Source organism: Limnobacter parvus, from assembly GCF_024623725.1.
Taxonomy (GTDB): domain Bacteria; phylum Pseudomonadota; class Gammaproteobacteria; order Burkholderiales; family Burkholderiaceae_B; genus Limnobacter; species Limnobacter parvus.
The window spans coordinates 328474-354371 of the sequence record NZ_JANKHG010000017.1; the positions used below are offsets into that span (position 1 = coordinate 328474).

The 25898-nt window shown below is 52.1% G+C and carries 23 protein-coding genes and 1 tRNA gene; 9 read left to right on the forward strand and 15 right to left on the reverse strand.

Features of this window, described 5'->3' with window-relative positions; translation table 11 throughout:
• Positions 1–38: 38 nt before the first annotated feature.
• From folD to NSP04_RS08630, 3 genes are all read right to left on the reverse strand, one after another.
• Complete coding sequence (gene folD / locus NSP04_RS08620) at positions 39–884, reverse strand: bifunctional methylenetetrahydrofolate dehydrogenase/methenyltetrahydrofolate cyclohydrolase FolD (protein ID WP_257511931.1); 846 nt, start codon at positions 882–884, stop codon at positions 39–41.
• An 84-nt stretch (positions 885–968) separates the two neighbouring features.
• On the reverse strand, positions 969–1616 hold the full coding sequence (locus NSP04_RS08625; RefSeq protein ID WP_306815303.1) for a response regulator transcription factor: 648 nt from the start codon (positions 1614–1616) through the stop codon (positions 969–971).
• Positions 1617–1621: 5 nt separating this feature from the next.
• On the reverse strand, positions 1622–3955 hold the full coding sequence (locus NSP04_RS08630; protein ID WP_257511932.1) for a PAS domain-containing sensor histidine kinase: 2334 nt from the start codon (positions 3953–3955) through the stop codon (positions 1622–1624).
• Positions 3956–4187: 232 nt separating this feature from the next.
• Here NSP04_RS08630 and aceE point away from each other — a divergent pair, with 232 nt between their 5' ends.
• The 5 genes from aceE (at position 4188) to phoU (ending at position 11745) form a co-directional block, all read left to right on the forward strand.
• Positions 4188–6893, forward strand: a complete 2706-nt coding sequence (aceE, locus tag NSP04_RS08635; RefSeq protein WP_257511933.1) for a pyruvate dehydrogenase (acetyl-transferring), homodimeric type — start codon at positions 4188–4190, stop codon at positions 6891–6893.
• 12 nt (positions 6894–6905) lie between these two features.
• Entirely contained in the window at positions 6906–8243 is a 1338-nt protein-coding gene (gene aceF / locus NSP04_RS08640) for a dihydrolipoyllysine-residue acetyltransferase (RefSeq protein WP_257511934.1), read from the forward strand.
• 12 nt (positions 8244–8255) lie between these two features.
• Positions 8256–10049 (forward strand): dihydrolipoyl dehydrogenase, encoded by a 1794-nt coding sequence (lpdA, locus tag NSP04_RS08645; RefSeq protein WP_257511935.1) that lies wholly within the window; start codon positions 8256–8258, stop codon positions 10047–10049.
• 193 nt (positions 10050–10242) lie between these two features.
• Entirely contained in the window at positions 10243–10896 is a 654-nt protein-coding gene (gene rpiA, locus NSP04_RS08650) for a ribose-5-phosphate isomerase RpiA (protein ID WP_257511936.1), read from the forward strand.
• Between the two features lie 144 nt (positions 10897–11040).
• Positions 11041–11745 (forward strand): phosphate signaling complex protein PhoU, encoded by a 705-nt coding sequence (phoU, locus tag NSP04_RS08655; protein ID WP_257511937.1) that lies wholly within the window; start codon positions 11041–11043, stop codon positions 11743–11745.
• A gap of 72 nt (positions 11746–11817) precedes the next feature.
• Here the strand turns inward: phoU and NSP04_RS08660 are convergent, their stop codons facing one another.
• The 12 genes from NSP04_RS08660 to NSP04_RS08715 all read right to left on the reverse strand — a co-directional run bounded on the left by NSP04_RS08660 (position 11818) and on the right by NSP04_RS08715 (position 23900).
• A complete protein-coding gene (locus NSP04_RS08660) occupies positions 11818–12126 on the reverse strand; it encodes a hypothetical protein (RefSeq protein ID WP_257511938.1) in 309 nt (102 codons plus the stop codon).
• Between the two features lie 101 nt (positions 12127–12227).
• Positions 12228–12500 carry an oxidative damage protection protein gene (locus tag NSP04_RS08665; protein WP_130556630.1) on the reverse strand — a complete coding sequence of 91 codons (273 nt, stop codon included), beginning with the start codon at positions 12498–12500 and terminating at the stop codon, positions 12228–12230.
• A 12-nt stretch (positions 12501–12512) separates the two neighbouring features.
• Positions 12513–13085 (reverse strand): dihydrofolate reductase, encoded by a 573-nt coding sequence (locus NSP04_RS08670; protein ID WP_257511939.1) that lies wholly within the window; start codon positions 13083–13085, stop codon positions 12513–12515.
• A gap of 3 nt (positions 13086–13088) precedes the next feature.
• The gene (gene thyA / locus NSP04_RS08675; RefSeq protein WP_257511940.1) at positions 13089–13883 is read right to left on the reverse strand and encodes a thymidylate synthase; all 795 of its coding nucleotides are present in this window, start codon (positions 13881–13883) and stop codon (positions 13089–13091) included.
• A 530-nt stretch (positions 13884–14413) separates the two neighbouring features.
• Positions 14414–16192, reverse strand: a complete 1779-nt coding sequence (locus NSP04_RS08680) for an ABC transporter transmembrane domain-containing protein (protein WP_257511941.1) — start codon at positions 16190–16192, stop codon at positions 14414–14416.
• 8 nt (positions 16193–16200) lie between these two features.
• Positions 16201–17322 (reverse strand): lipocalin-like domain-containing protein, encoded by a 1122-nt coding sequence (locus NSP04_RS08685; protein ID WP_257511942.1) that lies wholly within the window; start codon positions 17320–17322, stop codon positions 16201–16203.
• Complete coding sequence (locus NSP04_RS08690; RefSeq protein ID WP_257511943.1) at positions 17319–19883, reverse strand: ABC transporter permease; 2565 nt, start codon at positions 19881–19883, stop codon at positions 17319–17321. The genes NSP04_RS08685 and NSP04_RS08690 overlap by 4 nt, the downstream gene beginning before the upstream one ends.
• Positions 19880–20551, reverse strand: coding sequence for an ABC transporter ATP-binding protein (locus tag NSP04_RS08695; RefSeq protein ID WP_257511944.1), 672 nt, complete (start codon positions 20549–20551; stop codon positions 19880–19882). The genes NSP04_RS08690 and NSP04_RS08695 overlap by 4 nt, the downstream gene beginning before the upstream one ends.
• A gap of 6 nt (positions 20552–20557) precedes the next feature.
• Positions 20558–21343, reverse strand: coding sequence for an enoyl-ACP reductase FabI (gene fabI / locus NSP04_RS08700; protein WP_257511945.1), 786 nt, complete (start codon positions 21341–21343; stop codon positions 20558–20560).
• 99 nt (positions 21344–21442) lie between these two features.
• A complete protein-coding gene (locus tag NSP04_RS08705) occupies positions 21443–22582 on the reverse strand; it encodes a glycosyltransferase family 4 protein (protein WP_257511946.1) in 1140 nt (379 codons plus the stop codon).
• A gap of 6 nt (positions 22583–22588) precedes the next feature.
• Positions 22589–23521: a UDP-2,3-diacylglucosamine diphosphatase gene (locus NSP04_RS08710; RefSeq protein ID WP_371825015.1), complete on the reverse strand. Its 933-nt coding sequence runs from the start codon at positions 23519–23521 to the stop codon at positions 22589–22591.
• 109 nt (positions 23522–23630) lie between these two features.
• The gene (locus NSP04_RS08715) at positions 23631–23900 is read right to left on the reverse strand and encodes a hypothetical protein (protein ID WP_257511948.1); all 270 of its coding nucleotides are present in this window, start codon (positions 23898–23900) and stop codon (positions 23631–23633) included.
• A 124-nt stretch (positions 23901–24024) separates the two neighbouring features.
• On the opposite strand from NSP04_RS08715, the gene NSP04_RS08720 reads away from it, so the two are divergent.
• The 4 genes from NSP04_RS08720 (at position 24025) to NSP04_RS08735 (ending at position 25862) form a co-directional block, all read left to right on the forward strand.
• Positions 24025–24101, forward strand: a tRNA-Val gene (locus NSP04_RS08720).
• A 150-nt stretch (positions 24102–24251) separates the two neighbouring features.
• The gene (locus NSP04_RS08725) at positions 24252–24668 is read left to right on the forward strand and encodes a CsbD family protein (protein ID WP_257511949.1); all 417 of its coding nucleotides are present in this window, start codon (positions 24252–24254) and stop codon (positions 24666–24668) included.
• Between the two features lie 28 nt (positions 24669–24696).
• The gene (locus NSP04_RS08730; protein WP_257511950.1) at positions 24697–25068 is read left to right on the forward strand and encodes a hypothetical protein; all 372 of its coding nucleotides are present in this window, start codon (positions 24697–24699) and stop codon (positions 25066–25068) included.
• Positions 25065–25862: an OmpA family protein gene (locus NSP04_RS08735; RefSeq protein WP_257511951.1), complete on the forward strand. Its 798-nt coding sequence runs from the start codon at positions 25065–25067 to the stop codon at positions 25860–25862. The genes NSP04_RS08730 and NSP04_RS08735 overlap by 4 nt, the downstream gene beginning before the upstream one ends.
• Positions 25863–25898: the final 36 nt, after the last annotated feature.

Genomic DNA, 25898 nt, shown 5'->3' on the forward strand with positions numbered 1-25898 from the left:
TTCTTGGGTCCTGCTAAAAAGTTTCTTAAATGCTGCGCTTACAGGCTACGTTCAACAGCTTCAATTGTATTTTGCAACAGCATGGTAATAGTCATTGGGCCAACGCCACCGGGCACTGGCGTTATCCAGCCGGCCACTTCCTTGGCTGAATCGAAATCCACATCCCCACACAGTTTTCCGTCCACGCGGTTAATGCCCACATCAATCACCACTGCGCCGGGTTTAATCATGTCACCCGTAATCATATTGGGGCGACCCACAGCCACTACAAGTATGTCCGCACGCTGGCAATGCGATTTCAGGTCTTTTGTTTTGCTGTTGCACAGGGTTACAGTGGCACCTTGCTGCAAAAGCAGCATGGCTTGTGGCTTGCCTACAATGTTGCTGGCGCCAATCACCACGGCCTCGGCGCCACGCAGTTCGATCCCTGTCAATTCCAGCATTTTCATGACACCGTAGGGTGTACACGGGCGAAAAAGTGGCTTGCCAGTCATCAGCAGTCCTGCATTGCTTATGTGAAAGCCATCTACATCTTTCGCAGCGCTAATTGTTTCAATCACGACATGCGAATCCAGGTGCTTGGGCAAAGGCAATTGCACCAAAATACCGTGGATGCTCGGGTCGGCGTTCAACTGCTGAACCAAGCCCACCAAGGCATCCTGGCTCGTGTTTTCAGGCATTTCATACATCACTGACTTAAATCCCGCCTTTTCACAGGCGGATACCTTGTTGCGCACATAAACCCGAGAAGCCGGGTCGTCGCCCACCAGCACTACAGCCAAACCTGGCTTGTGGCCAAGCGTAGTCAGCTCTGCCGCTCGGGTGGCAATGGTTTCACGAATTGAGGCGGCCAGTTCAGTGCCGCTAATGATTTGTGCAGACATGGTTGAGTGAGTTCTAAGAAATGAAATAGTTCAAATGAAAAAAACCTTCTGTTTTGTCACGAAGAAGGTCTTTTTTTGATGGGTTCAGGGTTGGGCCAGTTCAGGCGACTTGCGCAAAGCAATCTTTAACAAATCGGCCACGGTGGTTACCTGTAGCTTGTCCATGATGTTTGCCCGGTGCGCCTCAACTGTTTTAATGCTGATGTTCAGGTCGTCTGCAATTTGCTTGTTCAAACGACCCGACACAATGCGTTCCAGCACTTGCAATTCCCGGGTGGTCAACTTGGAATACAGTTTGTTGATTTGCTCATCAAGCTTGTACGCTTGCGCCAGGTCATGTGCCAAGCGCATGTGCTGATGTATCAATTCTTTGATTTTGACCTCGTTGAAAGGCTTTTCAAGAAAATCTACTGCACCATTCTTCATGGTTTCCACCGCAAGGGTTACGTCGCCGTGGCCAGTAATAAACACAATTGGTATTGGAATACCGCGTTCGTTCAGGGTTTTTTGGACTTCCAGACCTGAAAGTTTGGGCATGCGAATGTCAAGAAGCAGCACACAGGGCTGTGGCCACTGCAGTTGTTCAAGAAAAAGTTCAGGGTCTTCGAAGGTTTTGACCTGATAACCCTCGGTTTCAATTAACCATTGCAGCGAGTCGCGCACGGCTTCATCGTCGTCCACAATAAATACGGTTTCGTGCATTTCAGTGGGTCGTGGCTGTGTGTGAAGCATTGGTTTTATTCCATAACAGGTGGGTTCATGTGCGCAAGCACAGCATCTTCAGCCAATGGCAATGTGAACTTGAATACGCTGCCTTGACTTTGCGCGGGTTCTACCCACAATTGGCCTTGATGATACTCAATAATAGTACGACAGATGTTCAGGCCCATGCCCATTCCATCTGATTTGGTGGTGAAAAACGACTCGAACAGACGCTGGCGGATTTCCTCTGGCACACCAACACCATGGTCTCTAACCTCAACCAGGGCAAACTGGGCTGATTGGCCCACGCGAATTTCCACCTTTTTCTGATCGGGGGGCAGGTGCCCCATCGCTTCAAGCCCGTTTTTGATTAAATTCATCAAAACCTGTTCAATGAGCACCGGGTCGGCCACCACTGACATCAATGCGTCAGGCAGGTCCATTTCAATCCGGGCAGACTGGTGTTTGGCTTCCAGCCGGGAAAAGCTGATGGCATCTTCAATAATCTTGCCAATCGGGCAAGGGCTGCGCTTGGGCTCCTGTTGCTTTACAAATTCCCGAATACGGCGAATTACATCGCCAGCCCTTTGGGCCTGCACGTTGACCTTTTCCAGCACAGGCAACAATTCTTCCGGGCTCACCTTGCCTGCTTTCAACCGCGTTACGCTGCCCATGTTGTAGTTGGAAATAGCGGCAAGCGGCTGGTTGATTTCATGGGCCAAGGAAGAGGCCAGTTCACCCAGGGTAATCAGGCGCGATGTAAATTGCAGTTTTTCCTGTTGCTGGCGCGACATGTCCTCGGCTTCCTTGCGTGACGAAATGTCGGTGGCCACCTGCATAACCACCGTCGCGCCGTCTACCCAAGAAATAGAACGGCGGCGAACCTCGTACCAGCGCTGAGAAACAGGGTTCAGCCACTCAAAAGGCTCATACAAATTGGTTCTGTTTCTGCGATTCTTCGACATGCGGGGTGGCGTCGCCTTGCCAAACCATTCGCGGTGAAGTCGGTTAACGAAAATGTACTCGTCGGTGCCTGCCTCGGGACCTTGAACGCACACTGCGGCATCCAGTTCCTCCAGAATGCGAACAAATCGCCTGTGGGCTGCAGCCAATTCGTCACGAATTCGGCGTGGCTCTGTAATGTCGGTCATCGAGGTCATCCAGCCGCTTTGCTGTCCATCGCTATCAACAAGTGGCGACACAGACATGCGCGCATCAAAAACACTGCCATCGCGCCTGCGCACTTGTACTTCAATGCCTTTTTGTGGCGCATTGCCGGATAAAATCAAGTCCAGATTGGTTTGTTGCGCTTCATAAGATCTGTCAGGCCAATACGGAAAGGGCGGTACCATACCCACCAATTCCGATTCCTTGAAGCCGGTCATTTTACAAAATGCGGGGTTCACATAGGTTATGCGTCCATGCATATCGATCGCGCGCATGCCGGTAATCACAGAGTCTTCCATGGCGCGGCGAAACTTGGTTTCCGCCAGCAGGCGCTTTTCGGCCTGGCTACGCAGCTTGGCATGCCGAAACAGCAAAATGAAGCTCCATACAATCACCAGCGAAAGGCCAAATACGGTCCAGGCCAGCATGTTTGAAAACAGCTCGGTGTTTGTTTTGTAGAGCACCGCACGCAGCTTCAAGCCATGTCCCGGGGGGTCCAGGGGTACTTCGTGACTTAGTTTGGCGTTGTCGATCGATCGACTTACATTCGAAGCCACAGGGTTGCCGCCACCATCCACAATACTTACAAGATAAAGCTGCACAAAGGAATCCGGCACGGCGTCATTTAACAGCGATGCCATGGGAATGGTGGCTGCTACAGTGCCCTGAAACTCGGTTTTATCAAAAACCGGGCTGTGAACTTCAATAAACACCTTGCCCGATGGCCCTAAAAATGGACGCGAAAATACTGCCAACCGGGTTTCTTTTGCCGTGTTAAAAGCCCAGTAACTTTCAGCGTCTTCAATGGTTTGGTAAAGCGGGTGCAACACCTCCGAAGACCGCAGTGCAGGCAGGGCCAGCTTGGTAACCCTGCGTTCATTGTCGATCACCATCACGCTACTGATTTCCTGGAATTCATTTAGCAGGGCTTGTGCTGGCGACTTGAAGCCATCGAAATCTGCGCTGTTTTGCTCAACAGCCCGTGCTATTTGGTTAAGTCTTTCTTGTGACGTCAACAGGCGGGTGCGAATGGTTTGACGCGCCAGTTCCACATCCCGGATTACGCGAAGTTGGGTTTGGTTTTGATCTTCCGAATGCAGGGTATAGAAAAACGCACCCATGGCCAACAGAAAAAGGATGATGCCCACCAGCGGGGTGGCCCACACCAGGGGGCTTGTACGGGGTTGATCGCTGAGGCGCACTGTTGGTTAAGTCTCGAAAACCGGAAGATGCTTGAAGTGTACAAAACATGCGATAGGCTGGGTGAAATGGATTGGAGGGGATTCGGGAAAATCCTTATAAATCCCATAATGTGAAAACATAAATCACAATTTGAAACTTTCTGGATTAGGTGTGATACTCTAATATCTACAGGAATTACAGTCAAAAGCTGTCAGTTCTGCAAAAGAACCAAGAGACCCCCAGGAGGAAGCAATGTCAGCGCAACTCGATTTCCCCGGATCAAACGATCCCGATTTCCAAGAAACCCAAGAATGGCTAGATGCCTTGGAGGCCGTGCTAGAGCGTGAAGGCCCTGAGCGCGCGCATTACTTGCTCGAACAACTGATTTCAAAAGCGCGCCTGAGTGGCGCGTTTATTCCGTTTTCGGCCAACACTGAATACGTCAATACCATTCCCGTTCACCTAGAAACCCGCTGCCCGGGCAATATGGAATATGAAGAGCGTCTTCGTTCATGGATGCGCTGGAATGCCATGGCCATGGTGGTGCGAGCCAACAAGAAAAGCCCGCCCGATGGCGGTGACCTGGGTGGTCACATTGCTTCTTTCGCATCGCTGGCCACAATGCTGGGTGTTGGTTTCAATCACTTTTGGCATGCTGAAGATGAAAACCACGGCGGCGACTTACTTTACCTTCAGGGCCATGTGTCTCCAGGTATTTATGCCCGTGCTTTTCTGGAAGGCCGATTGACTGAAGAACAATTGGACAATTTCCGTCAGGAGGTCGATGGCAAGGGCCTTTCCAGTTACCCGCACCCCAAGTTGATGCCTGATTTCTGGCAATTCCCGACTGTGTCCATGGGTCTTGGTCCTTTGATGGGAATTTATCAAGCCCGCTTTTTAAAGTATTTGCACGCGCGGGGCATCTGCGACACGTCCAAGCGTAAAGTGTGGGTGTTCTGTGGCGACGGTGAAATGGACGAACCTGAATCACTGGGCGCAATCGGCATGGCCGCACGCGAGAAGCTCGACAACCTGGTGTTTGTGGTGAACTGTAACCTGCAGCGCCTGGACGGCCCGGTGCGCGGCAACGGTAAAATCATTCAGGAACTGGAAGGCGAATTCCGTGGTTCCGGCTGGAATGTCTTGAAGGTAATTTGGGGCGGCTACTGGGATGAATTGTTGGCCCGCGACAAAGATGGCCTGATGCGCAAAGTCATGCTGGAAATGGTCGACGGTGAATATCAGAACTGTAAAGCCAATGACGGCGCCTACGTGCGCAAGAACTTCTTTGGTAAACACCCCAAGTTGCTGGAAATGGTTGCCCGCATGACGGATGAAGACATCTGGCGCTTGAACCGTGGTGGCCACGATCCCCATAAGGTGCATGCTGCTTACGATGCAGCCATGAAGCATGAAGGTCAGCCCACAGTGATTTTGGCCAAAACCGTGAAAGGTTTCGGCATGGGCAAAGTGGGTCAGGGTAAAAACACCACCCACCAGCAAAAGAAACTGGATATTCAGTCGATCAAGGAATTCCGCGATCGTTTCAACATTCCAGTGTCAGACGACATCATCGACGACGTGCCTTTCTTCAAGCCCGCCGACGACGCACCGGAAATCAAATACCTGCATGAACGCCGTCAGGCCTTGGGTGGTTACTTGCCCAAGCGCCGCCGCGAGGCCGATGAAAAGCTGAAAGTGCCAGGGCTGGATGCATTCGAAGCGGTACTTGAACCCACCAAGGAAGGTCGCGAAATTTCCACAACCCAAGCCTTCGTGCGAGTTTTAACGGCCTTGGTTCGAGACAAAGAACTGGGTCAGCGCATCGTGCCAATCGTGCCGGATGAAGCCCGTACCTTCGGTATGGAAGGCATGTTCCGCCAGTTGGGTATTTACTCCTCGCAAGGCCAATTGTATGAACCTGTTGATCGTGACCAGGTGATGTACTACCGCGAAGACAAAGCCGGCCAGATTCTGGAAGAGGGTATTAACGAAGCCGGTGCGTTCAGTTCATGGATTGCAGCGGCCACCTCGTATTCCACGAACAACCGCGTGATGATTCCCTTCTACATTTACTACTCGATGTTTGGCTTCCAGCGTGTGGGCGATTTGGCCTGGGCTGCTGGCGACATGCAGGCGCGTGGCTTCCTGTTGGGTGGCACCGCTGGCCGTACAACGCTAAACGGCGAAGGTTTGCAGCATGAAGATGGTCATAGTCACATTCTGTCCTCGACCATTCCAAATTGCGTCAGCTACGACCCCACCTTTGCCCATGAACTGGCTGTGATCATTCAGCACGGTTTGAAGCGCATGGTCGAAGACCAGGAAAACGTGTTCTATTACCTCACCGTCATGAACGAAAATTATGCCCAGCCTGGTCTGAAGAAAGGCACAGAGGAAGGCATCATCAAGGGCATGTACGTTTGCCGCGAATCGACCTTGAAAAAGGCTGGCAAGAAGCGCGTGCAATTGCTGGGTTCCGGCACTATTTTGCGCGAATCACTGGAAGCAGCGGAGTTGCTTGAGAAAGACTGGGGCGTTGCAGCCGATGTGTGGTCGGTCACCAGTTTCACAGAGTTGCGTCGCGAAGGTCTGGATGTTGAGCGTGACAACATGCTGCACCCCGAGCAGAAGTCCAAGCCAAGCTATGTGGAAACCATGCTGGCAAAAACCGAAGGACCGATTGTGGCTTCAACTGACTACATGAAGTTGTTTGCTGATCAAATTCGCCCATTCATGCCCAAGGGTCGTGAATACAAAGTATTGGGTACCGATGGTTTTGGTCGTTCCGATTTCCGTTCCAAGTTGCGTGAGCACTTTGAGGTGAACCGTCATTTCGTAACCGTTGCTGCACTGAAGGCTTTGGCCGATCAGGGCGACATTCCACTAAGCACCGTGGGTGAAGCAATCAAGAAATACGGTATTAATCCCAATAAGCCCAACCCAGCCTACGCATAAAGGACTCGAGAAATGACAATCGAAATCAAAGTACCCGACATTGGCGATTTTGACGGGGTGGAAATTATTGAAGTGCTGGTGAAAGCAGGCGACACGGTAAAGGCGGAGCAATCCATCATCACCGTTGAATCTGACAAAGCCAGCATGGAAATTCCCTGCCCACAGGCCGGTGTTGTGAAAGAAATGAAGCTGAAGGTAGGCGACAAGGTTGCCCAAGGCACCTTGATGCTGATTCTAGAACCGGAAGCAGGTGACGCTGCTTCGCCAGCCGCACCGGCTGCTGAGGCCAAAGGCGAAGTACCGAAGGAAGCCCCCAAGCCTGAAGCCCCCAAGGAGGCTCCTAAAGCTGCGGCTGCACCGGTTGCTGCTAGCGCCGCACCCACTTCACCTACTGAGCCACACGATCCAACAGCCGCATCGGTGAATGCACCGCATGCCAGCCCCTCGGTTCGCAAGTTCGCGCGCGAATTGGGTGTGAATTTAGCGACTGTGCAAGGCTCTGGCCCGAAAGGCCGCATTACCCCCGACGATGTACGCAACTTTGTGAAAGCAGCCGTTGCCGGCGTGGGTTCTTCCTCAGCAGGTGCAGCCAAGGGTGGCAGTGGTGTTGGCCTTGATTTGTTACCATGGCCCAAAGTTGATTTCACCAAATTCGGTGAAATTGAAGAACAAGATCTTTCCCGAATCAAGAAATTGTCGGGCCCCAACTTGCACCGCAACTGGGTCATGATTCCTCATGTTACGCAGTTCGACGAAGCCGACATCACCGACCTTGAGCAGTTCCGCAAAGACACCAATGCAGCGCTTGCCAAGCAGGGCGTGAAGCTGACCATGCTGGCCTTCGTGATGAAAGCCTGCGTAGCAGTGCTGAAGAAGTACCCCGCTTTCAATGCATCGTTAAGCGAAGCAGGCGACAAGCTGATTGTGAAGAAGTACTGGAACATTGGTTTTGCAGCAGACACACCGAACGGTCTGATGGTGCCCGTCATTAAAGGCGTGGACCAAAAGGGCTTCTCGCAAATTGCCAACGAATTGGGCGAATTGTCTGCACAAGCGCGTGATGGCAAATTGAAGGGTGCTGATATGCAAGGCGCTACCTTCACGGTGTCTTCACTGGGTGGAGTTGGCGGAACCTATTTCACGCCGATTATTAACGCACCCGAAGTGGCAATTTTGGGCTTGTCCAAGTCAGCCATGAAACCAGTGTGGAACGGCAAAGAATTTGAGCCGCGTTTGATGTTGCCTTTGAGCCTGAGCTACGACCACCGGGTTATTGATGGTGCAATGGCAGCCCGATTTACCACCGAGCTTGCTGGCGTTTTGGCCGACATGCGCAAAGTGCTGCTTTAAGGGGATGAACACATGAAATTGATCGTTCCTGATATTGGCGATTTTGATTCCGTAGAGATTATTGAAGTGCTGGTGAAAGAAGGCGACAAAGTCAGCAAAGAGCAGTCTTTGATCACGGTTGAGTCCGACAAAGCCAGCATGGAAATTCCTGCATCCGATGACGGCGTGGTAACCAAAGTGCTTGTGAAAGTGGGCGACAAGGTGTCCAAGGGCAGCGAGATTTGTGAAGTCAGTGGCGGCGGTGAGTCTGCCGCACAACCGGCAGTAAAACCGGCGATACAGCCGGCGGTACAGCCCGCTGCGAAAGCAGAGCCCAAGCCTGAAGCAAAGCCAGCCCCGGCCGCGCCTGCCACATCCAGCGCCGGCCCAGCCAGCAACTACAACGGCCAGGTGGATCACACCTGCGACGTGCTGGTGTTGGGTGCCGGCCCCGGCGGTTATTCGGCCGCCTTCCGCAGTGCCGATCTGGGCATGAATACCATTCTGATTGAGCGTTACAGCACCTTGGGTGGCGTTTGTTTGAACGTGGGTTGTATTCCATCCAAAGCACTGCTGCACACCGCACAGGTTCTGGAAGAAGCGCAACACATGGGCGAACATGGAATTGCCTTCGCAAAACCCAAAATTGATTTGGACAAACTTCGCGCGCACAAAGCGGGCGTGGTGGGTAAGCTCACCGGCGGTTTGGCTGGCATGGCCAAGGGCCGCAAAGTAAAAACCGTACAGGGTGTGGGCAGCTTTTTGAGTGCCAATCACATTGAAGTGGTCACGGCTGAAGGCAGCAAGCAGGTGATTCAATTCAGCAAGGCGATTATTGCAGCCGGTTCACAACCAGTTCACTTGCCTTTCGTTCCTGAAGACCCACGCATTGTTGATTCAACCGGCGCACTGGAATTGCCTTTCATTCCAAAACGCATGTTGATTATTGGCGGTGGCATTATCGGCCTTGAAATGGCCACCGTGTATTCCGCACTGGGCGCACGCCTGGACGTGGTTGAAATGCTGGATGGCTTGATGCAAGGCGCTGACCGCGACCTAGTGAAAGTGTGGCAAAAACGAAATGCTCCTCGCTTTGACAACATCATGATGAAAACCAAAACGGTGGGTGTTGAAGCAACCAAGAAGGGTATTTTGGTGACCTTCGAAGGTGAACAAGCCCCCAAAGAACCACAGCTTTACGACATGGTTTTGGTTTCAGTAGGCCGTACACCGAATGGCAAGAAAATTGCTGCCGAAAAAGCAGGCGTAGCGGTCACCGACCGTGGCTTCATTCCTGTGGACAAACAAATGCGCACCAATGTGCCCAATATTTTTGCGATTGGCGATGTGGTGGGTCAGCCCATGTTGGCGCACAAAGCTGTGCATGAAGCCCATGTGGCTGCCGAAGCAGCAGCCGATGAAAAAGCTTATTTCGATGCCCGCGTTATTCCAAGCGTGGCTTATACACACCCGGAAGTGGCTTGGGTTGGTTTGACTGAAGACCAGGCCAAAGACCAAGGCATCAAAGTGGGCAAAGCAGTATTCCCATGGGCGGCTTCCGGCCGGGCCATTGCCAACAACGCCGATGATGGCTTCACTAAACTTTTGTTTGACGAAGAAACCAAGCGTGTTGTGGGCGGCGGCATTGTAGGCATGAACGCGGGCGACCTGATTGGCGAGGTGTGTTTGGCAGTCGAAATGGGTGCTGATGCAGTCGACATTGGCAAAACCATTCACCCCCACCCAACCTTGTGTGAAAGTGTGGGCATGGCCGCTGAGGTGTACAAAGGCGTTTGTACCGATCTACCGGCACAAAAGAAGAAGTAAGTACTGCGCAAACTGCTGTGCTGCATGTGGAAAACCAACTGTTCGCAGTTGGTTTTTCTGTTTTGACCCGTAGTGGGGTGATTCATCCAAAGACCATTTAAAATACGGTTTGTAGCTTTTGCAGCTTCGCTGTAAAAGATCGCAGCATTGATCGAACGTTCTCATCTCACACACCAGGAAATTTTCGCACCGCATGGACGCTTTAACTCTCAAGAAAATGGTGGCCAAGGCTGCGCTTCAATATGTTCAACCAGGCACAGTATTGGGCGTGGGCACGGGTTCAACCGTGGACTGCTTCATCGATGCGCTGGCGGATTCGGGCATTCAACTGAAAGGTGCAGTTTCTTCCTCCATACGTTCCGAGAAGAAGTTGAGGGAAATCGGTGTTTCGATTGTTGACATGAACGATGTTGAAAGCCTGTCTGTTTATGTGGATGGTGCGGATGAAGTGGACCCCGCAAACTGCTTGATCAAGGGTGGCGGTGGTGCCAACACACGCGAGAAAATCGTGGCTGACATTTCAGAGAAGTTCGTGTGCATTGCTGACCAATCGAAACTGGTTCAGGTGTTGGGCGCATTTCCCTTGCCAGTTGAAGTGCTGCCGATGGCATGCAATGCAATTGCCCGGAAACTGGAAGCTCTGGGTGGGCAGGTGAAGCCTCGGGAAGGATTCACGACCGACAATGGCAATATTATTCTGGATGTAGCGGGCTTAAGAATCACAGACCCGGTGAGCTTGGAAAAAGAGATCAATCATTGGCCGGGCGTGGTTACAAATGGACTTTTTGCCATTCGAAAAGCGGATGTGGTGTTAATTGCAACAGCAGAGGGCATAAAAACGCGTTAATCCCCACAACAGACGGGATGAAGACCTGAATAATTGTGCGTAACATGTCAGAATAAAATAGCGCAGTGGGTGGGTTTGACAAATTTCTGTCATGTGCTTGTGCCACATTGTATGAATACAACAATATTTGGGTAAGGAAGACAAATGACTGAACACACGTCCAAACAGTACGACGCAGAACTGGAGTCGCTGCGTACCCGTGTTCTACAGATGGGTGGCTTGGTGGAAAATCAGATTGTGTCCGCCATTGAGGGCCTGGGTGCCACAGACACAAACATTTTTAAAGAAGTAATTCGCCGAGAGCAAGAAGTTAACCAGATCGAACTGGAAATTGACGAGCTGTGTAATCACATTCTGGCCCGTCGTCAACCCGCTGCGGTTGACCTTCGCTCAGTGATTGTTGCGATCAAAATGATTCGAGATCTTGAGCGAATCGGTGACGAAGCAGAGAAAGTGGCTCGCATGGGCATCATGATCGCTGATGCTGGGAAACACTTTGTACCCAAAGTGGATCTGCATAGAATCGCCAGCAATGCAATTGCCATGCTGCGCAAGGTGCTGGATTCTTATGCCAGGGTGAACGCAGTTTCTGCGGCTGAGGTTGTGAAGGCCGACATTGAAGTGGACGATGAATTCAAAGCTATTCTGCGCCAATTGATCACGTTCATGATGGAAGATCCTCGCACCATTTCTCGGTCGATTGAGATTCTGTTCATTGCCAAGGCGATTGAGCGAATCGGCGATCACTCCAAAAACATGTCGGAGCATGTGGTGTACATGGTCAAGGGGCGTGATGTGCGCCACCAAAACCCGGAAGCCGTTGCGCAGGAAGCATCTGACAACAGCTGAAGTTAGTTCTTGCTTCTAAAAAGCCCGCTTTACATAAAGTGTCAAGCGGGTTTTTTTTATTTCTTATTCCCGCTATAAATTTCTTTGACCCAAAAATATCCAGGCCACAGTGATCTTCACAATGGTGCAACTGCACAGTGCGGCAATGGTATAAAAAAATACACAGGCGGGCGTGTTGAATTGTTCGAGCATGATGCCCAGAAAAAACATCAACAAGGCAAGCACGATCCATCGCCGCAAGTACGCCAGCAGATGATGACGATTGGCTTTGTTGTGCGCGATGGCCGCAGATCGTTGATAAAACTCTTTCACGCTGGCGTCGCGGAACAGCCAGTGAAAGAAAAAATATCGAAATACCACACTGTCTTGGAAGCTGCTCATGCTAAAACCCCAGTTGACAGTTTTAGTATGCTACGGCCTGTCCAATAAGAAAAGCCCCTGTAATCAGGGGCTTTCGAGGTTTTCATCACTTCTTGAACAGATTAGTTGCTGGGCGGCACGTAACCCGCAGCCTGTTCGGCACCATCACCGAAAAAGTGTTTGTCCATTTGCTCCATCAGGTACTTACGGGCTCGGGCATCGGCCAGGCTCAAGCGGTTTTCATTCACCAACATGGTTTGGTGCTTCAACCAATCTTGCCAAGCCTGTTTGGACACGTTCTCAAAAATCTTTTTGCCCAACTCACCCGGGGCGGGTGGAAAGTCCAAGCCTTCTGCTTCCTTTCCCAATTTAACGCAATTCACTGTACGTGCCATTTCTTAAACTCCTTACAATCCCGTGTTGACTTGGGCGTATTTTACAAAATCAAAGGCCCATGTGCGTTCGCTAGTGGCTGGATTGGTGATTCGATCCACTTCAGTGAAGCGTTCGCGGTCCCATTGCGGGAAGCTTGCATCGCCATCGAAGTTCTGGTGGATTTCGGTCAATACCAGTTCGTCCACAAGGTTTTGCTCCAGCGCCTGCTGATACAAGTTACTGCCACCAATCAAAAATATTTGCTCGAACCTAGCAAGCCACTGCAAGGCATTGGGCAAATTGGTGGCTGTGGCGATTTGTGTGGTACTTCCGCTGGGTAGCGGTGTGGGGTACGCAATCACGTTGCGTGGTGTGCCGTCTTTCGCTGGTGCGGGTTGCCAGTCCGTGTTGCTGGTCAGCACCACATTCAGGCGACCGGGCAGGGGGCGGTTGATTGATTCATAGGTTTTCCGCCCCATTAGCACTGGGCAACCCAAGGTGGTTTGCTTGAAAAAAGCCAAGTCTTCGGGCAGGTGCCAAGGCAAGCGATTGTCAATGCCAATAATGCCGTTTTTGGCAATGGCTGCAACGATGGATACTTTCATAATTTAAACCGCCACAGGGGCTTTGATGTGCGGGTGGCAGGTGTAATTCAGAATTTCAAAGTCATCAAATTTGTAATCGAAAATACTGGCAGGTTTGCGTTTTATTTCAAGTGTAGGAAGCGTATGTGGTTTGCGGCTTAGCTGTTCGGCCACTTGATCCATGTGGTTGCTGTACAAATGGCAGTCGCCACCAGTCCACAAGAAATCGCCCACTTCCAGGTCGCATTGCTGCGCCACCATGTGCGTTAGCAGCGCGTAGCTGGCAATGTTGAAAGGCACACCCAGAAAAATGTCGGCACTGCGCTGGTAAAGCTGGCAGCTTAATTTGCCATCGGCCACATAGAACTGAAACAATGCGTGGCAGGGCGGCAGCTTCATATTATTGATTTCAGCCACGTTCCACGCGCTGACAATGTGGCGGCGTGAATCGGGGTTATTTTTGATTTGCTGCATTAACTGGCTGATCTGGTCAATGTGGCGGCCATCGGCAGTGGGCCAACTGCGCCATTGAACACCATACACCGGGCCCAAATTGCCGTTTTCGTCGGCCCATTCATCCCAAATACTAACGCCGTTTTCTTTCAGGTAACGAATGTTGCTGTCGCCCATCAGGAACCACAGCAGCTCGTGAATGATCGAGCGGGTGTGCAGCTTTTTGGTGGTCACCATGGGGAAGCCGTCTTGCAGATTGAAGCGCATTTGATAACCAAACACGGAACGCGTACCGGTGCCGGTTCGGTCCATTTTGTTGGTGCCGTGGTCCAGCACGTGCTGCATCAAGTCGAGGTACTGTTGCATGGTGTTTTCGCTGCGAAATCGGTTGGAGTCTGGCCCCCAAGTTTACCTTGTTAATTTCCAATTGGTAGCGCGGTGCCGATCAGTTACCCAGTTTGTTGATGCTCAATCGGCGCGAGTCCCAATGCTCCGCCTGAAAACCTGTCGATCTCTTTTTGAACTTCACACTGACTCAATCCGCTCGACAAAACTGAAGGTCGAGCGGGTTGTCGGCTTGTAGCCGAACGTGGTGTGTGAATTCAAACGGGCAGGTTTTCTTGAAGGCGAGGCGATCGGGAATTCGCTATCGATTGGGCGTTATATCTGCCGGTGATTGCTCACACTCTCGCGTTTTCGCAGCCACCTCGGCAGCGGGATTGCTTGTTCCGCACTTCAAGGAAACCGCCCCGTTTGAAATCAGCCGCAGCGCTCGGCTGCAAGCCGACATCAAATTCGGCCATCCTTTTTGCCGAATTTGTTGAGCAAGGATGAGTTTCAAATAGGGATTAAGCGGTTTTCAGTGCGGAATCAGGCAAGCCGCGACGAGATGACGATCAAACTTGCGCCATCAGCTTCTGCGCATTCTCATCAATGAATTGCAATGAAGCCAGCTTGGCATACAAACCCTGCTTGGCCATCAAATCTTTGTGTGTGCCCATTTCAACAATTTTGCCTTCGTTCATCACCACAATTCGATCCGCTGCCATTACGGTGGCCAGTCGGTGCGCAATAATTAATGTGGTTCGGCCGTGGCGACTTTTCTCAATGGCCTGTTGCACCAGTTGCTCACTCTCCGCATCCAGGCTGGCTGTGGCTTCATCCAGCAGCAGCAAACCGGCATCACGCAATACGGCGCGGGCAATTGAAACGCGCTGGCGTTCGCCACCACTGAGGCGCACGCCTTTTTCACCCACATTGGTTTCCAGCCCCTGTGGCATTCGCCGCACAAAATTGCTGGCGGCTGCATCGGCCAGGGCTTTGTCGATTTCCGCTGCCGTGGCATCGGGTTTGCTGTAGCGCACATTGTCTTTCAAGCTGCCAGAAAAAATAACGGCTTCTTGTGCCACATAAGCGCAATTGGCACGCCATTGCTCCAGGTGCAAGGTTTCCAGTGCTTTACCTTCAACCAAAATTTGACCTTGTGAAACGTCGTACCAGCGCAGTAGCAGGCTGAACAGGGTTGATTTTCCCGCCCCTGACGGGCCGACCACGGCCAGCGTTTCACCCCGTTGAATACTCAGGTTGAAGTCTTCAAGAATGAACTTTTCTGGTGCAGACGGGTAGGCAAAATCAACATGGCTGAATTCAATCAAAAAACCGCCTTGCTTGGGTGGCGGTGGCAAACCATGTTTGTGAATGGTGGTGTCCAGATTCAACAGTTCAACCAATCGTTCAGCCGCACCAGCGGCACGCTGAAATTCACCCAATACCTCAGACAAAGCTGCAAAGCCTGCACCCACAAACGCCGCGTACAAAACAAACTGGGCTAGTTCGCCCGCGCTCATTTCTCCAGTGGCCACTGCTTTTGCACCCATCCACAGCACCGCCACCAGGCCAGCAAACGCCAAACCAATCGCTACGAACAACAAGGCCGACCGGTTCACGGTGCGCCTGCGCGCGGTTTGGTAGGTTTGTTCGCTCGATGTTACGAATTTTCCGGCTTCTGTGTGTTCTTGGTTAAAAGCCTGCACCGTGGTGATTTGGTTCAGCACTTCTTGGGCAATCGCGCTGCTGTCGGCCAGTTTGTCCTGGCTGGCCCGCGACAATTTGCGTACGCGCCGCGCCAAAATAACCACAGGCACCATTACCACAAGCACCAACAGCAACACCGCGCCCGAGAGCAGGGGGCTGGTCAGCAACAACATGACCAGCCCACCTAGGGTTGTCAGGCTGTTGCGCAGGAAAAAGGATAGACTGCTGCCCACCAGGGTTTGAATCAATGTGGTGTCGGCGGTTAAGCGCGACAACACTTCACCCACTTTCAAGGTTTCAAAAAACTCGGGGCGTTGCACCAGCAGGTGGGTGTACACCCTGTTGCGCAAGTCGGCTGAAATGCGTTCGCCCAGTGTGGTTACCAGGTAGAAGCGAATGGCACTGGCCATTGCCAACACAAACACCAGTATTAACAAGTAGCCAAATGCAGTGTTCAAGCCTTCCGGGTTCTCGCCGGCCAAAAAGCCGCTGTCGATCAACCAGCGAAACATCACCGGCATGGTCAGCGACATGGCCGAACCCAGCAGCAGGGCGCCCAAGGCGGCAAACGCCCAGGCTTTGTGGGGTTTTACCAGCGAGCCCAGGGTAGAGCCCAGGGTTTGAAGTTTGTTGTTGCTCATTGGGATGTTTAAAGTTGCATGGGCCGATCATACCCTGTCATTTCCAGGTAGCCTTGCCCCCAGGGTGAAGCGCCCTCGCTTTTCACGCGCACCGCGCCTTCCCAATACAAGGTGCCTGTGCTGGCGCGGGCGTCCAGTTCCTGATCATCGAACAAAGGTTCCAAATCAAAGTTTTGATCATCCAGTAGCAGCCGTTGTGCAACCGGGTACTCAATGCCCGTGCGTGTCGATTTCCAGGTGCGCAATACCTCAAATTTCACTTGTTTGAAATTGCGTACACTGCCGTCGGCTTGGCGCAGCGCAGCGTGGGTCCACACTGGCGGTTTTGTGTTGTCGCGCGTTTGATCCCTATCTCGAATTTGAAAGCCCATCAGCGCTTCACCGTTGTTGCCGTGCAAGCCTACCCAGTCCCAGCCTTGTGCATTGGGTGCCAACACGGTACTTGACCATTCATGGTCCATCCAGAAACTGCCCGTAACTGGCGATGTTTTGCCATTCACACGAATGGTGCCGCTGCTTTTCATGTGTGGCAGCGTGATGTAGTAGCTGGATTGTTCAGGCAGCGGGCCTTTTTGTGAATAGCCGCCACGGCCTTGCATCCACGGGGCCTGGGTTTGCTCCATGCGCAAATTCATGGCCAGTTGAGGCGTTTGAATGACACACAGCCATTCATCGCCTTGTGCGGTTTGCAATCGCCAGCCAGGCATTTGAATGTTCAGCACCTCGCTGCCATTGGTTTTGAATTCAGCGCCGCCACTTCCGGCGCGTCGAATGATTTGCTCGTGTTGAAGTTTGCCTGCTTTTGGCAGGGCAATGGCTGCATGCGCGAACAACAATTGCTTGGGTGAAAAGGCGCTGGGGTTTCGAACGTCTACGTTGGGCGCAGACCTGAAAAACGTAATTTGTACACCGAATGGTGAATCAAGTTCGGGGCTTTCAAACCAGCCCGTGAAATACCACCACTCTGTGCGAAAGGCCGGATGCACGCCGTGGTCGCGGGGCAGAACGGGCGGAAATTCCGGGTTGGGCTGAGCATACACGCGCTGCAAATTCGGATCGGCGTGTAACAAGCTTGGCGCACCCACCAATGACCAAGCCAAACCCGCTTTCAGCAATTCGCGCCGCTTCATGCCCAGTCCTCTTTCAGTTGGTCAACCAGCTGCGTGTTCAGTTTGCTGCGCAGGGCCAGTGTTACGGTGGCACTGCTCATGCCAATCAATACCACCACCATGATGAACAAATCACGCCAGGGCGTGAACCATTCCATGGTCCAGTGAAACGACTGAGGGTTCACCACAAAAATTAGAATGGCGGCAAAAGCAAGGCCAATGGTTAAACCCACCAAAGCGGCCACGGCTGAAGCAATTAATGCTTCACGAGCGATCAATTTCAGCATCCAGCCAGGGCTGGCACCCATTGCGCCCAATAATGCAAATTCCCGCTTGCGTTGCAACGCCATGGCAGAAAATGTGGTACCCACTCCGAACAAACCAATTATCACCGCAGCAATTTCAAGCAGGTAAGTAACTGCAAAACTGCGATCAAAAATGTCCAGGCTAAGCTGGCGAATTTCACCAGGCTCGGCAAAGTCGATTTTGTCTTTCAACATGGTGCCGCTTGCTGCTTGTTGAATTCGCTGAACCATGTCTTTCACGGCAATGTTTTCTTTTGGCCACACGGCACCCTGGGTGTCTTTGAACTGCACATTGAATTGCTGCAGAAGTTCTAGTTTTGGAAGAACGATTGCGCCGTGTTGGCGGGTGTAGTCGCGCCAAACACCCATCACTGTAACGGGCACACGCGTGCCTTTGTCCAGTTGCAATTCAAGCTGGCTGCCCGCTTTCAGGCCATAGAGGTCAGTCATCGGTTCGCTGACCCAAACCGGCAATGTGCCGGCTTGTGGCGCGTCAATCGTACTGCCTGTCATGGGCAGGCGTTGCTGTGCCGCTGCTATGGAAATTGGCCTGGCGATCAGTTCCACAGCCGGGCGTTTTGGGTCAAGCACAATCGATTGGGTTCCCCAGAATTCTGCCAAATCGACACAAGGCAAGGCAGCCAGTTTGTCTTGAAAATTTGTGGGAAAGGTTGGAATGGTGGCACTGTTTAACTTCACATACAGCGGCGCAGGCAGCACCTGGGTTAGCCAGTTGTCTAGCGAATACCGGAAACTGAAAATCATCACATGCATGGCCACTACCAGCGCAAAACTGGCCACTACGCCGGAAAGTCCCACGGCCAGCAAATTCGGGGTGCTGGCCAAACGCGATTTTGCAAGGTCCGCAAGATGGTTCAGTTGTGCAGGCTGGCGGATTAGTGTGCGCACCACCAAACCAATCATCGCGATGCCGCCAAACAAACCGAAGGCCACGGAAAGGTAGCCACCCACTGGAATATTGCCGTAAGGCGGAATCCACAAGCAGGCCACAGCCACTGCGCAAAGCACCAAGCCAAGCCAGTGTGCTTTGTTGGCGAATTGCAAACCTGCTTCTTCAGTGCCTGCTCGCAGGCGCTGGTGCAAGGCCATTTGGCCAGTTTGAAACGCTGGAGACAAACCGCCCAGCAACGTGGCCACCACACCAAAGCCACCAAATAACAACGCATCAACTGGCGAAAGCGCCACGCTGCCTTGTGCAGTTTCAAAGTAGCCAGCGCCCAAATCAACGCCCAGGTAGAGAACCACGGCGGTTGCCAGGCCCCAACCCATGGCCACGCCCAGCGCACCGCCAACCAAGCCGCAACACATCGATTCGAACAACACCTGTGTGCGCAGTGCGCTTGCGCGCGCACCCAGTGCAGCCAACAAGGCCCACTGGCGTGATCGCTGTGCTACGGCCAACATTTGTGTAGAGAACGTTAGAAAACCACCCGTAAGCAAAGCCACCATGGCCAAAATTGACAAGTTGGCGCGGTAAGCCTGCGACACACTGGCACCGCGTGTGCCTTGTTCGCTGGGTGTTTCAAGGCGACCCAGGTCGGCGAAATTCTCGCCATATTGCTTCTGGAAAGCGGCAGGGCTTACACCTTCCTGAAGTTTTAAATCCACTCGCGACAATTGCCCAAGCGTACCAAGTTTCCACTGCACTGCTGCAATGTCGGCTACCGCAATCAGTTGCCCAGCGCCCGCCGCTGGTACGCTGCCTGCGATATTCCATGGCATTGTTTTTCCGTCAGCAAATGCCTTCAACACTTTTTGCCCAGATGCAAATTGTTCCTTCAAGGCCGGGCTTAAAAACACATTGCTGCTGTTCAGCAAGGGAATATCGCCCTGCTGAGCTTCACTGTCATTGTCACTGTCGTTTTCGTTTTGGCCGATGAAGTTGGGCGTTACTGCCGCCGCAGTGAATACGTCCAGCCCCAGCCAGCGCACTGGTTTCTCAAGCCCTTCAACGGGCACTGCAATATCGATCACTGGCGACGCCACAGCCACTTCCGGTAGCCTACTAAGCGTGTTCAAAACTGTTTCAGGCAGCAGGGTGCTGTGGGGCAGCAACTGCAAATCAGCTTGCCCGGAAAACTGCCGAACGCCGTTGTTGAATTGGTCCAGCGCCTGCTTGTGGATCAGGTGCACTGCAAAGCCCAAGCCCACGCCCACCGCAATCGAAAGGGTGGCAATTAACCACTTCACGGGCTGATCGCGAAGCGCACCGGCAAACAGCTGAAGTTTCAAGGCAAGGCGGGGCGGCGTGTTCATACCAAGCGGTGCTCGGTCAGGCTTAATTGCTTGTTCAGATGGCCTGCCGCTTTCAGTGAATGGGTCACCATCACCAAAGCGCACCCTTGCGCTGAACAGGCCTGTAGCAACACCTGAAGCACGCGCTCGGCATTGTCTTCATCCAGGTTGCCTGTGGGCTCGTCTGCCAAAATTAGTGGCGGGTTCAAGGCCAGTGCACGGGCAATGGCCACGCGCTGCTGTTCACCGCCCGACATTTCACGCGGAAAACTGACTGCTTTGTGTGCCATACCGACCTGTTCCAGCAGCTGCAAGCAACGTTGTGTATTGGGCTGTTCACCTGCCAACAAAAACGGCAGTTCAATGTTCTGTTGCGCGCTTAAGTGCGGCATCAGGTAGTAGGCTTGAAACACCAAGCCAACGTGCCGCAAACGTTTGGCGGCAACCTGACTTGTATTTAAAGTGTGAATGGCAGAATCAGCCCAGAGCACCTCGCCAGTGTCGGCCTGGTCAAGGCCAGCCATGATGTGAAGCAGGGTGGATTTACCCGACCCCGATTCACCGACCACAGCCAGCGATTGCCCACTGTGGAGTTGAAGATTCACATCGGTGAATAACTTCACGCCACCGAGTGTTTTTGAAACCCCCGCCAGCGCGAGGGTTGGGTTGGGTGCTGCGTTTGACGTCACTGTTGTTTACTCGGCCATGCCGCCAACCACAGTGCTGTAACCTGCGTCTACATAAGTAATTTCAGCAGTAATTCCGCGTGCCAAATCAGAAAGCATGAATGCTGCGGTGTTGCCCACGTCGTCAATGGTCACATTGCGGCGCAGTGGCGCAGCTTCTTCCACCGCATGCAAAATTTTGCTGAAGCCTTTGATGCCAGCCGCCGCCAGGGTTTTAATTGGGCCAGCAGAAATTCCGTTCACCCGAATGCCTTTGGGGCCGAGCGATTCGGCCAAGTAGCGCACTGACGCTTCCAGTGAAGCTTTGGCCAAGCCCATTGTGTTGTAGTTGGGCACCATGCGCACTGAACCCAGGTAGCTTAAGGTTAGCAATGCACCTTCACGGCCTTCCATCATCGGGTAGGCGGCTTTGGCAAGTGCTGGAAAGCTGTAGGCCGAAATGTCGTGCGCAATGCGGAATGCTTCGCGTGAAATGCCTTCCAGAAAGTCTCCTGCAATGGCTTCGCGGGGTGCAAAACCAATGGCATGCACCAAACCGTCCAAGCCATCCCAATGCTTGGCCAGTTCAGTGAACAGGCTTTCAATTTGTGCATCTTCGGCCACATCCAAAGGAAATACTAGCTTGGAGTCGAATTCAGCTGCCATGTCGGTAACGCGGCCCAGGAATCGCTCTGTTTGATAAGTAAAGGCCAGTTCCGCGCCTTGTGCGTGGCAGGCTTTGGCAATGCCATAGGCGATCGAACGGTTAGACAGCAGGCCTGTGATCAGAATTTTTTTACCGGCTAGGAATCCCAATTTGTATTGCTCCCGAGAATGTGTTTTAGGTGTTTATTTTGTGCCTATTATAGGCAATTCTCGGGGCAATCGACTTTGGGCTGAGCTGAAGGCTTGGCTTCAGGACCGGTTAGACAGGGCTTTCGAACTTGTTTGCAGTTTTTTAGAAGCGTTGCTGCCCAGCCCAATGGGTGCCAAGTAGCCATGAAACTGCTCAGCACAGCTTTCCCAGGTGAAGGTGCTGGCATGCCTTAGGGGCACATCACGCTCAATTTGAAGCGCCGCCATCGCGGCTGTTTTCAGGTTCCAGTCCAGCACGCCGGCACCGGAATTGGCCACCACATCCAGGGGACCATTCACTGGAAAAGCCGCCACAGGGCAACCACTGGCCATTGCTTCAAGCAACACCAGCCCGAAGGTGTCGGTCAGGCTGGGAAATACAAATACGTCTGCGCGTTTGTAAAGTTCAGAAAGCGCGGCGTGGTTCAACATACCGAACCATTTGGCTTCAGGAAATTGCTTTTCAAGCGCCTTGCGTGCAGGCCCATCGCCAGCTATCCATTTTTCACCGGGCAGTTCAAGGCCTAGAAAAGCCTCCAGGTTTTTTTCAACTGCCACTCGCCCTGCGTATAAAAATACAGGCTTTTCAATACTGCATGCATTTAAACGGCGCAGCAACTCCACTTGTTGGACGTCGTCCGTGGGTAGGTCGATTGGGCTGTAACTCAGATGTTTGCTGGCCGCAGATTGTTCGGGATTAAAACGCTTCAAATCAACACCGCGCTGCCACAACACACAATTACTCAGGCCACGGCTTTTCAATGTGTTGATGACCGACAATGTGGGTACCATCACTGCCCTAGAAGGCCGGTGAAACCATCGCAGCAGCGCTGCCGTAAAGCGAATGGGTATACCCGAACGTGCTTTCACATACTCCGGAAACTGAGTGTGGTACGCCGTAGTAAAAGGCAGCTTGCGGGCGTGCGCAATCAAGCGCATAGCAAGGCCAATAGGGCCTTCTGTCACAATGTGCACAGCCTGCGGCTTGAACTGATCTAACTCTTGGCTTAAGCGTGAAAATGGCCACAAGGCCAAACGGATTTCCGGGTAAGTGGGGCAGGGTATTGTTCGGAACAGGCCAGGGTGAATGACTCGAACTTCATGCCCTTGCGCGCTTAATTGCGCCACGACTTGGCTTAGCGTTTGAACCACACCGTTGACCTGTGGTGCCCATGCATCAGTAGCAATCAAAATGCGCATCGCGATCTACTCCACTGTGGCGGTTTCAAGCGCCTTTTGTTTGCGTACGGGCAGGTCGCGGTGTGGCCAGTGAACGATGTCCAGCTTCCCGCAAGGGTGTTCCACCAGGGCGGTCAGGCTTTCAACCCAGTCGCCGTCATTGCAATACAGCAAACCGTCGACCTGTTTGATTTCAGCCTTGTGAATGTGTCCACACACCACGCCGTCATAGCCTCGGTGTTTGGCTTCGTGAATCAGCGCATGCTCGAACTCAAGGATGAAATTCACTGCGTTTTTCACTTGCTGCTTCAGGAATTGCGACAGCGACCAGTATGGGTAACCCAGCTTGATTCGTATGTTGTTCAACACACGGTTCAGTGTCAGCGCAAAGTTGTACAGCGTGTCGCCCAGATAGGCCAGCCACTTGGCGTAACGAACTACTTGGTCAAATTCATCGCCGTGCACCACCCACAGGCGCTTGCCATCTGCTGTTACATGCACCGCATTTTCAAGAATCGGAATGTCGCCAAAAGTCATGCCTGCAAACTGTCTTGCAGCTTCATCGTGGTTGCCCGGAATGAACACAACCTGTGTGCCTTTACGTGCTTTGCGCAACACTTTTTGAATGACGTCGTTGTGACTTTGAGGCCAGAACCAGCTTTTGCGCAGCTGCCAGCCATCAATAATGTCGCCCACCAAATACAGGGTGTCGCTTTCATTGTGTTTCAGGAAATGAAGAAGGGCATCTGCCTGGCAACCGGGGGTTCCCAGGTGAATGTCTGAAATCCAGATGGTTCTGTAATGGTTGGATCCTTGCTCTTCGGCCGAAGATCCGGTGTCTACCGGTTCTTGAAAATTCGCGGGCGACAGCGCCTCAGGTTTGAGTTGTTCAGCGCTCTCACCTTTTGTAAACAGCTGCTCTGCAATTTTATGCTTGAAGTTCAACTGGTTCGAGCGCATTTTGAATGTCCATGTTCTTGTCATGAATCCAATTAGACGCGCTCGATTTGACCAGCTTGTGACAGTAATATGACGCTTTTTTTACACAGAACGAGGTTTGCCTGATCCTTTATTTTGCTTCCAGGCTTTTCGGTAGCCACCAGGTAAAGCCATACAAAAGGGTCTTGGAGACCACTTCCATGGTGGGAAGGTTTTTGCCGCGAAGGCGCAGGAAAGCGATAGGCAACTCCAAGGTGTGCGCCACCAGCAACAGGGCAGCCAATACCAGCAAGAAAGGCATCACAAGGCTGATTAACAAATAAGCGGGAACCAGGATCCAAAAGCCATTCATGACTTTGCGCATTGATTCAAATGATTGTGCACTTACCTTGACGGCCATAATTTGTCCTAATAGGGCGTAATAGTAAAAAACTGAATATGACAATAGTTGTTGTCAAAAGCCATGTCAAGCGCATTTGGGCTTGCCCCCATGTTCGTGCTGGTGTATATTTCGCAGTCTTCTTAGGACCGTAGCTCAGCTGGTTAGAGCGCTGCCTTGACATGGCAGAGGTCGCTGGTTCGATTCCAGTCGGTCCTACCAATCTTTGGTAATCCCTTTTTCCCTTCCAAAATTTTTCAAGTGTGCGTCAGCGTACCGACCTATTGTGCGCGTTTGCATATGGTGGTTGTGGCTTCCCTGAAGCTGCCATTCGATTTTTCGAAATTGGCCTACAACCACGGAGCATACACAATGACAAACGTACCTTCACCCACGGACAACATCCCTAAAATCCCTCCCAAGCCAATTCAGGCCAACAAGGTTCAAGATGGCGATTTCAATGTACATAAGAAGTCTGCAGCGAAAGATGCCGCACCGCAATCCACAGACAAGAAGAATGTGGAAGACATGGACAGTAACAGCGCCCAGAAGGTAAACAACGGCAGCAATGGCAATCTGAATGGAAATACGAACACTGATGTCATGAGCCAAGACCAGTGGAAATCAAAGATTGGTAGTGCAAAGCAACAGTGGAGCAAGCTTGAACAAGAGGAACTGGTGGCCTGTTGTGGCAATAGCGATCAACTTTCAACCTTGGTTCAAAAACGCTATTCGACCAACAAGGCCGACGCTGACAAGCAAGTGAAAGAGTTTTTCAGCAAGCATTAACTTTCGATATTTTTTTAGGTGAAACACAATGAAGATTGCTATCTCGAGTTTACTCATGGGCGCTGGCATTCTTGCCGCGTGCGCAACCGCTCCTACCCCTGTTGGTAGGTCTTACGTGGCGGCCCAAGTGGCCGTCGCGAATGCTGAAAAAATGCCGGTTTACACTCACGGCAATCAGGAATTGACGGTTGCCAGGCAGCGTCTGGAAGCGTCACGATTGGCTTCGCTGGATGGTAAATCGGAACTGGCCGAAATGCTGGCCATCGAGTCGATTTTGAGTTCTGATTTGGCGATTGCCAAAACCGCTTTGGGTAAAACATCGGCAGTTAACAGTGAAATGCAGAACCAGAACAAAGCCATGCAACAGGAAATGTTGCGCAACAGGAAGGTGTCACCATGAACAACTTACCCCGCCGCATTGCTTTAAGTGCAGTCACGCTCAGTCTGATGACGGCGTGTGCCTCACCCATGCTTTCGTCCGATCAGCAAGGAGAACTTCGCAGTAAGCTTACCGTGTTACAGAATGACCCGGTACTCAGTCGATACGCGCCACAAGCTCGTGCAGACGCTGAAGCAGCTGTAAACAAGGTGGAGCAACCACAAACAACTTCGCAGCTTGTCATGCACAATAATTTTGTCGCGCTTCGAAAAATCGAAATTGCGGAAGTAAGAGCGCGAGAGGCTTATATGCTGGACCAGCAGAAAGCAATGAGCACTACCACCGCAGATGCGCGCTTGGCCTCTCGCACGGCTGAAGCCGACACCGCCGCAGACCGCGCCGACACCGCCACAGATCGCGCCAACAAATTAGCGGCCGAACTGGCAGCTTTGAATGCCAAGCCTAGCCCGCGCGGCATGCTGATTACTTTGGGTGACGTGTTGTTCGCAACCGGGCAATCAAATTTGAATGCAGGCGCAGACGCTGATTTAAACAAGTTGTATGAATTCATGAACAACAATCCGGAAAGCCGGCTGGCCATCGAGGGTCATACAGACAATGTTGGCTCTTCACAAAGCAATATGGAGTTGTCGGAAAGCAGGGCGTTTACTGTGAGCACTTTTCTGCAAAGTAAGGGCATTTCGAACAGGCGCCTTTCAGTACAAGGTATGGGTGAAAGCTCACCTGTGGCTGGAAATGACTCAGCTTCTGGTCGCCAATTAAATCGTCGGGTTGAAGTGACCGTTTTAAAATAATATGAAGTGAAAATATCAAATCCGCGAGTAGCTTGA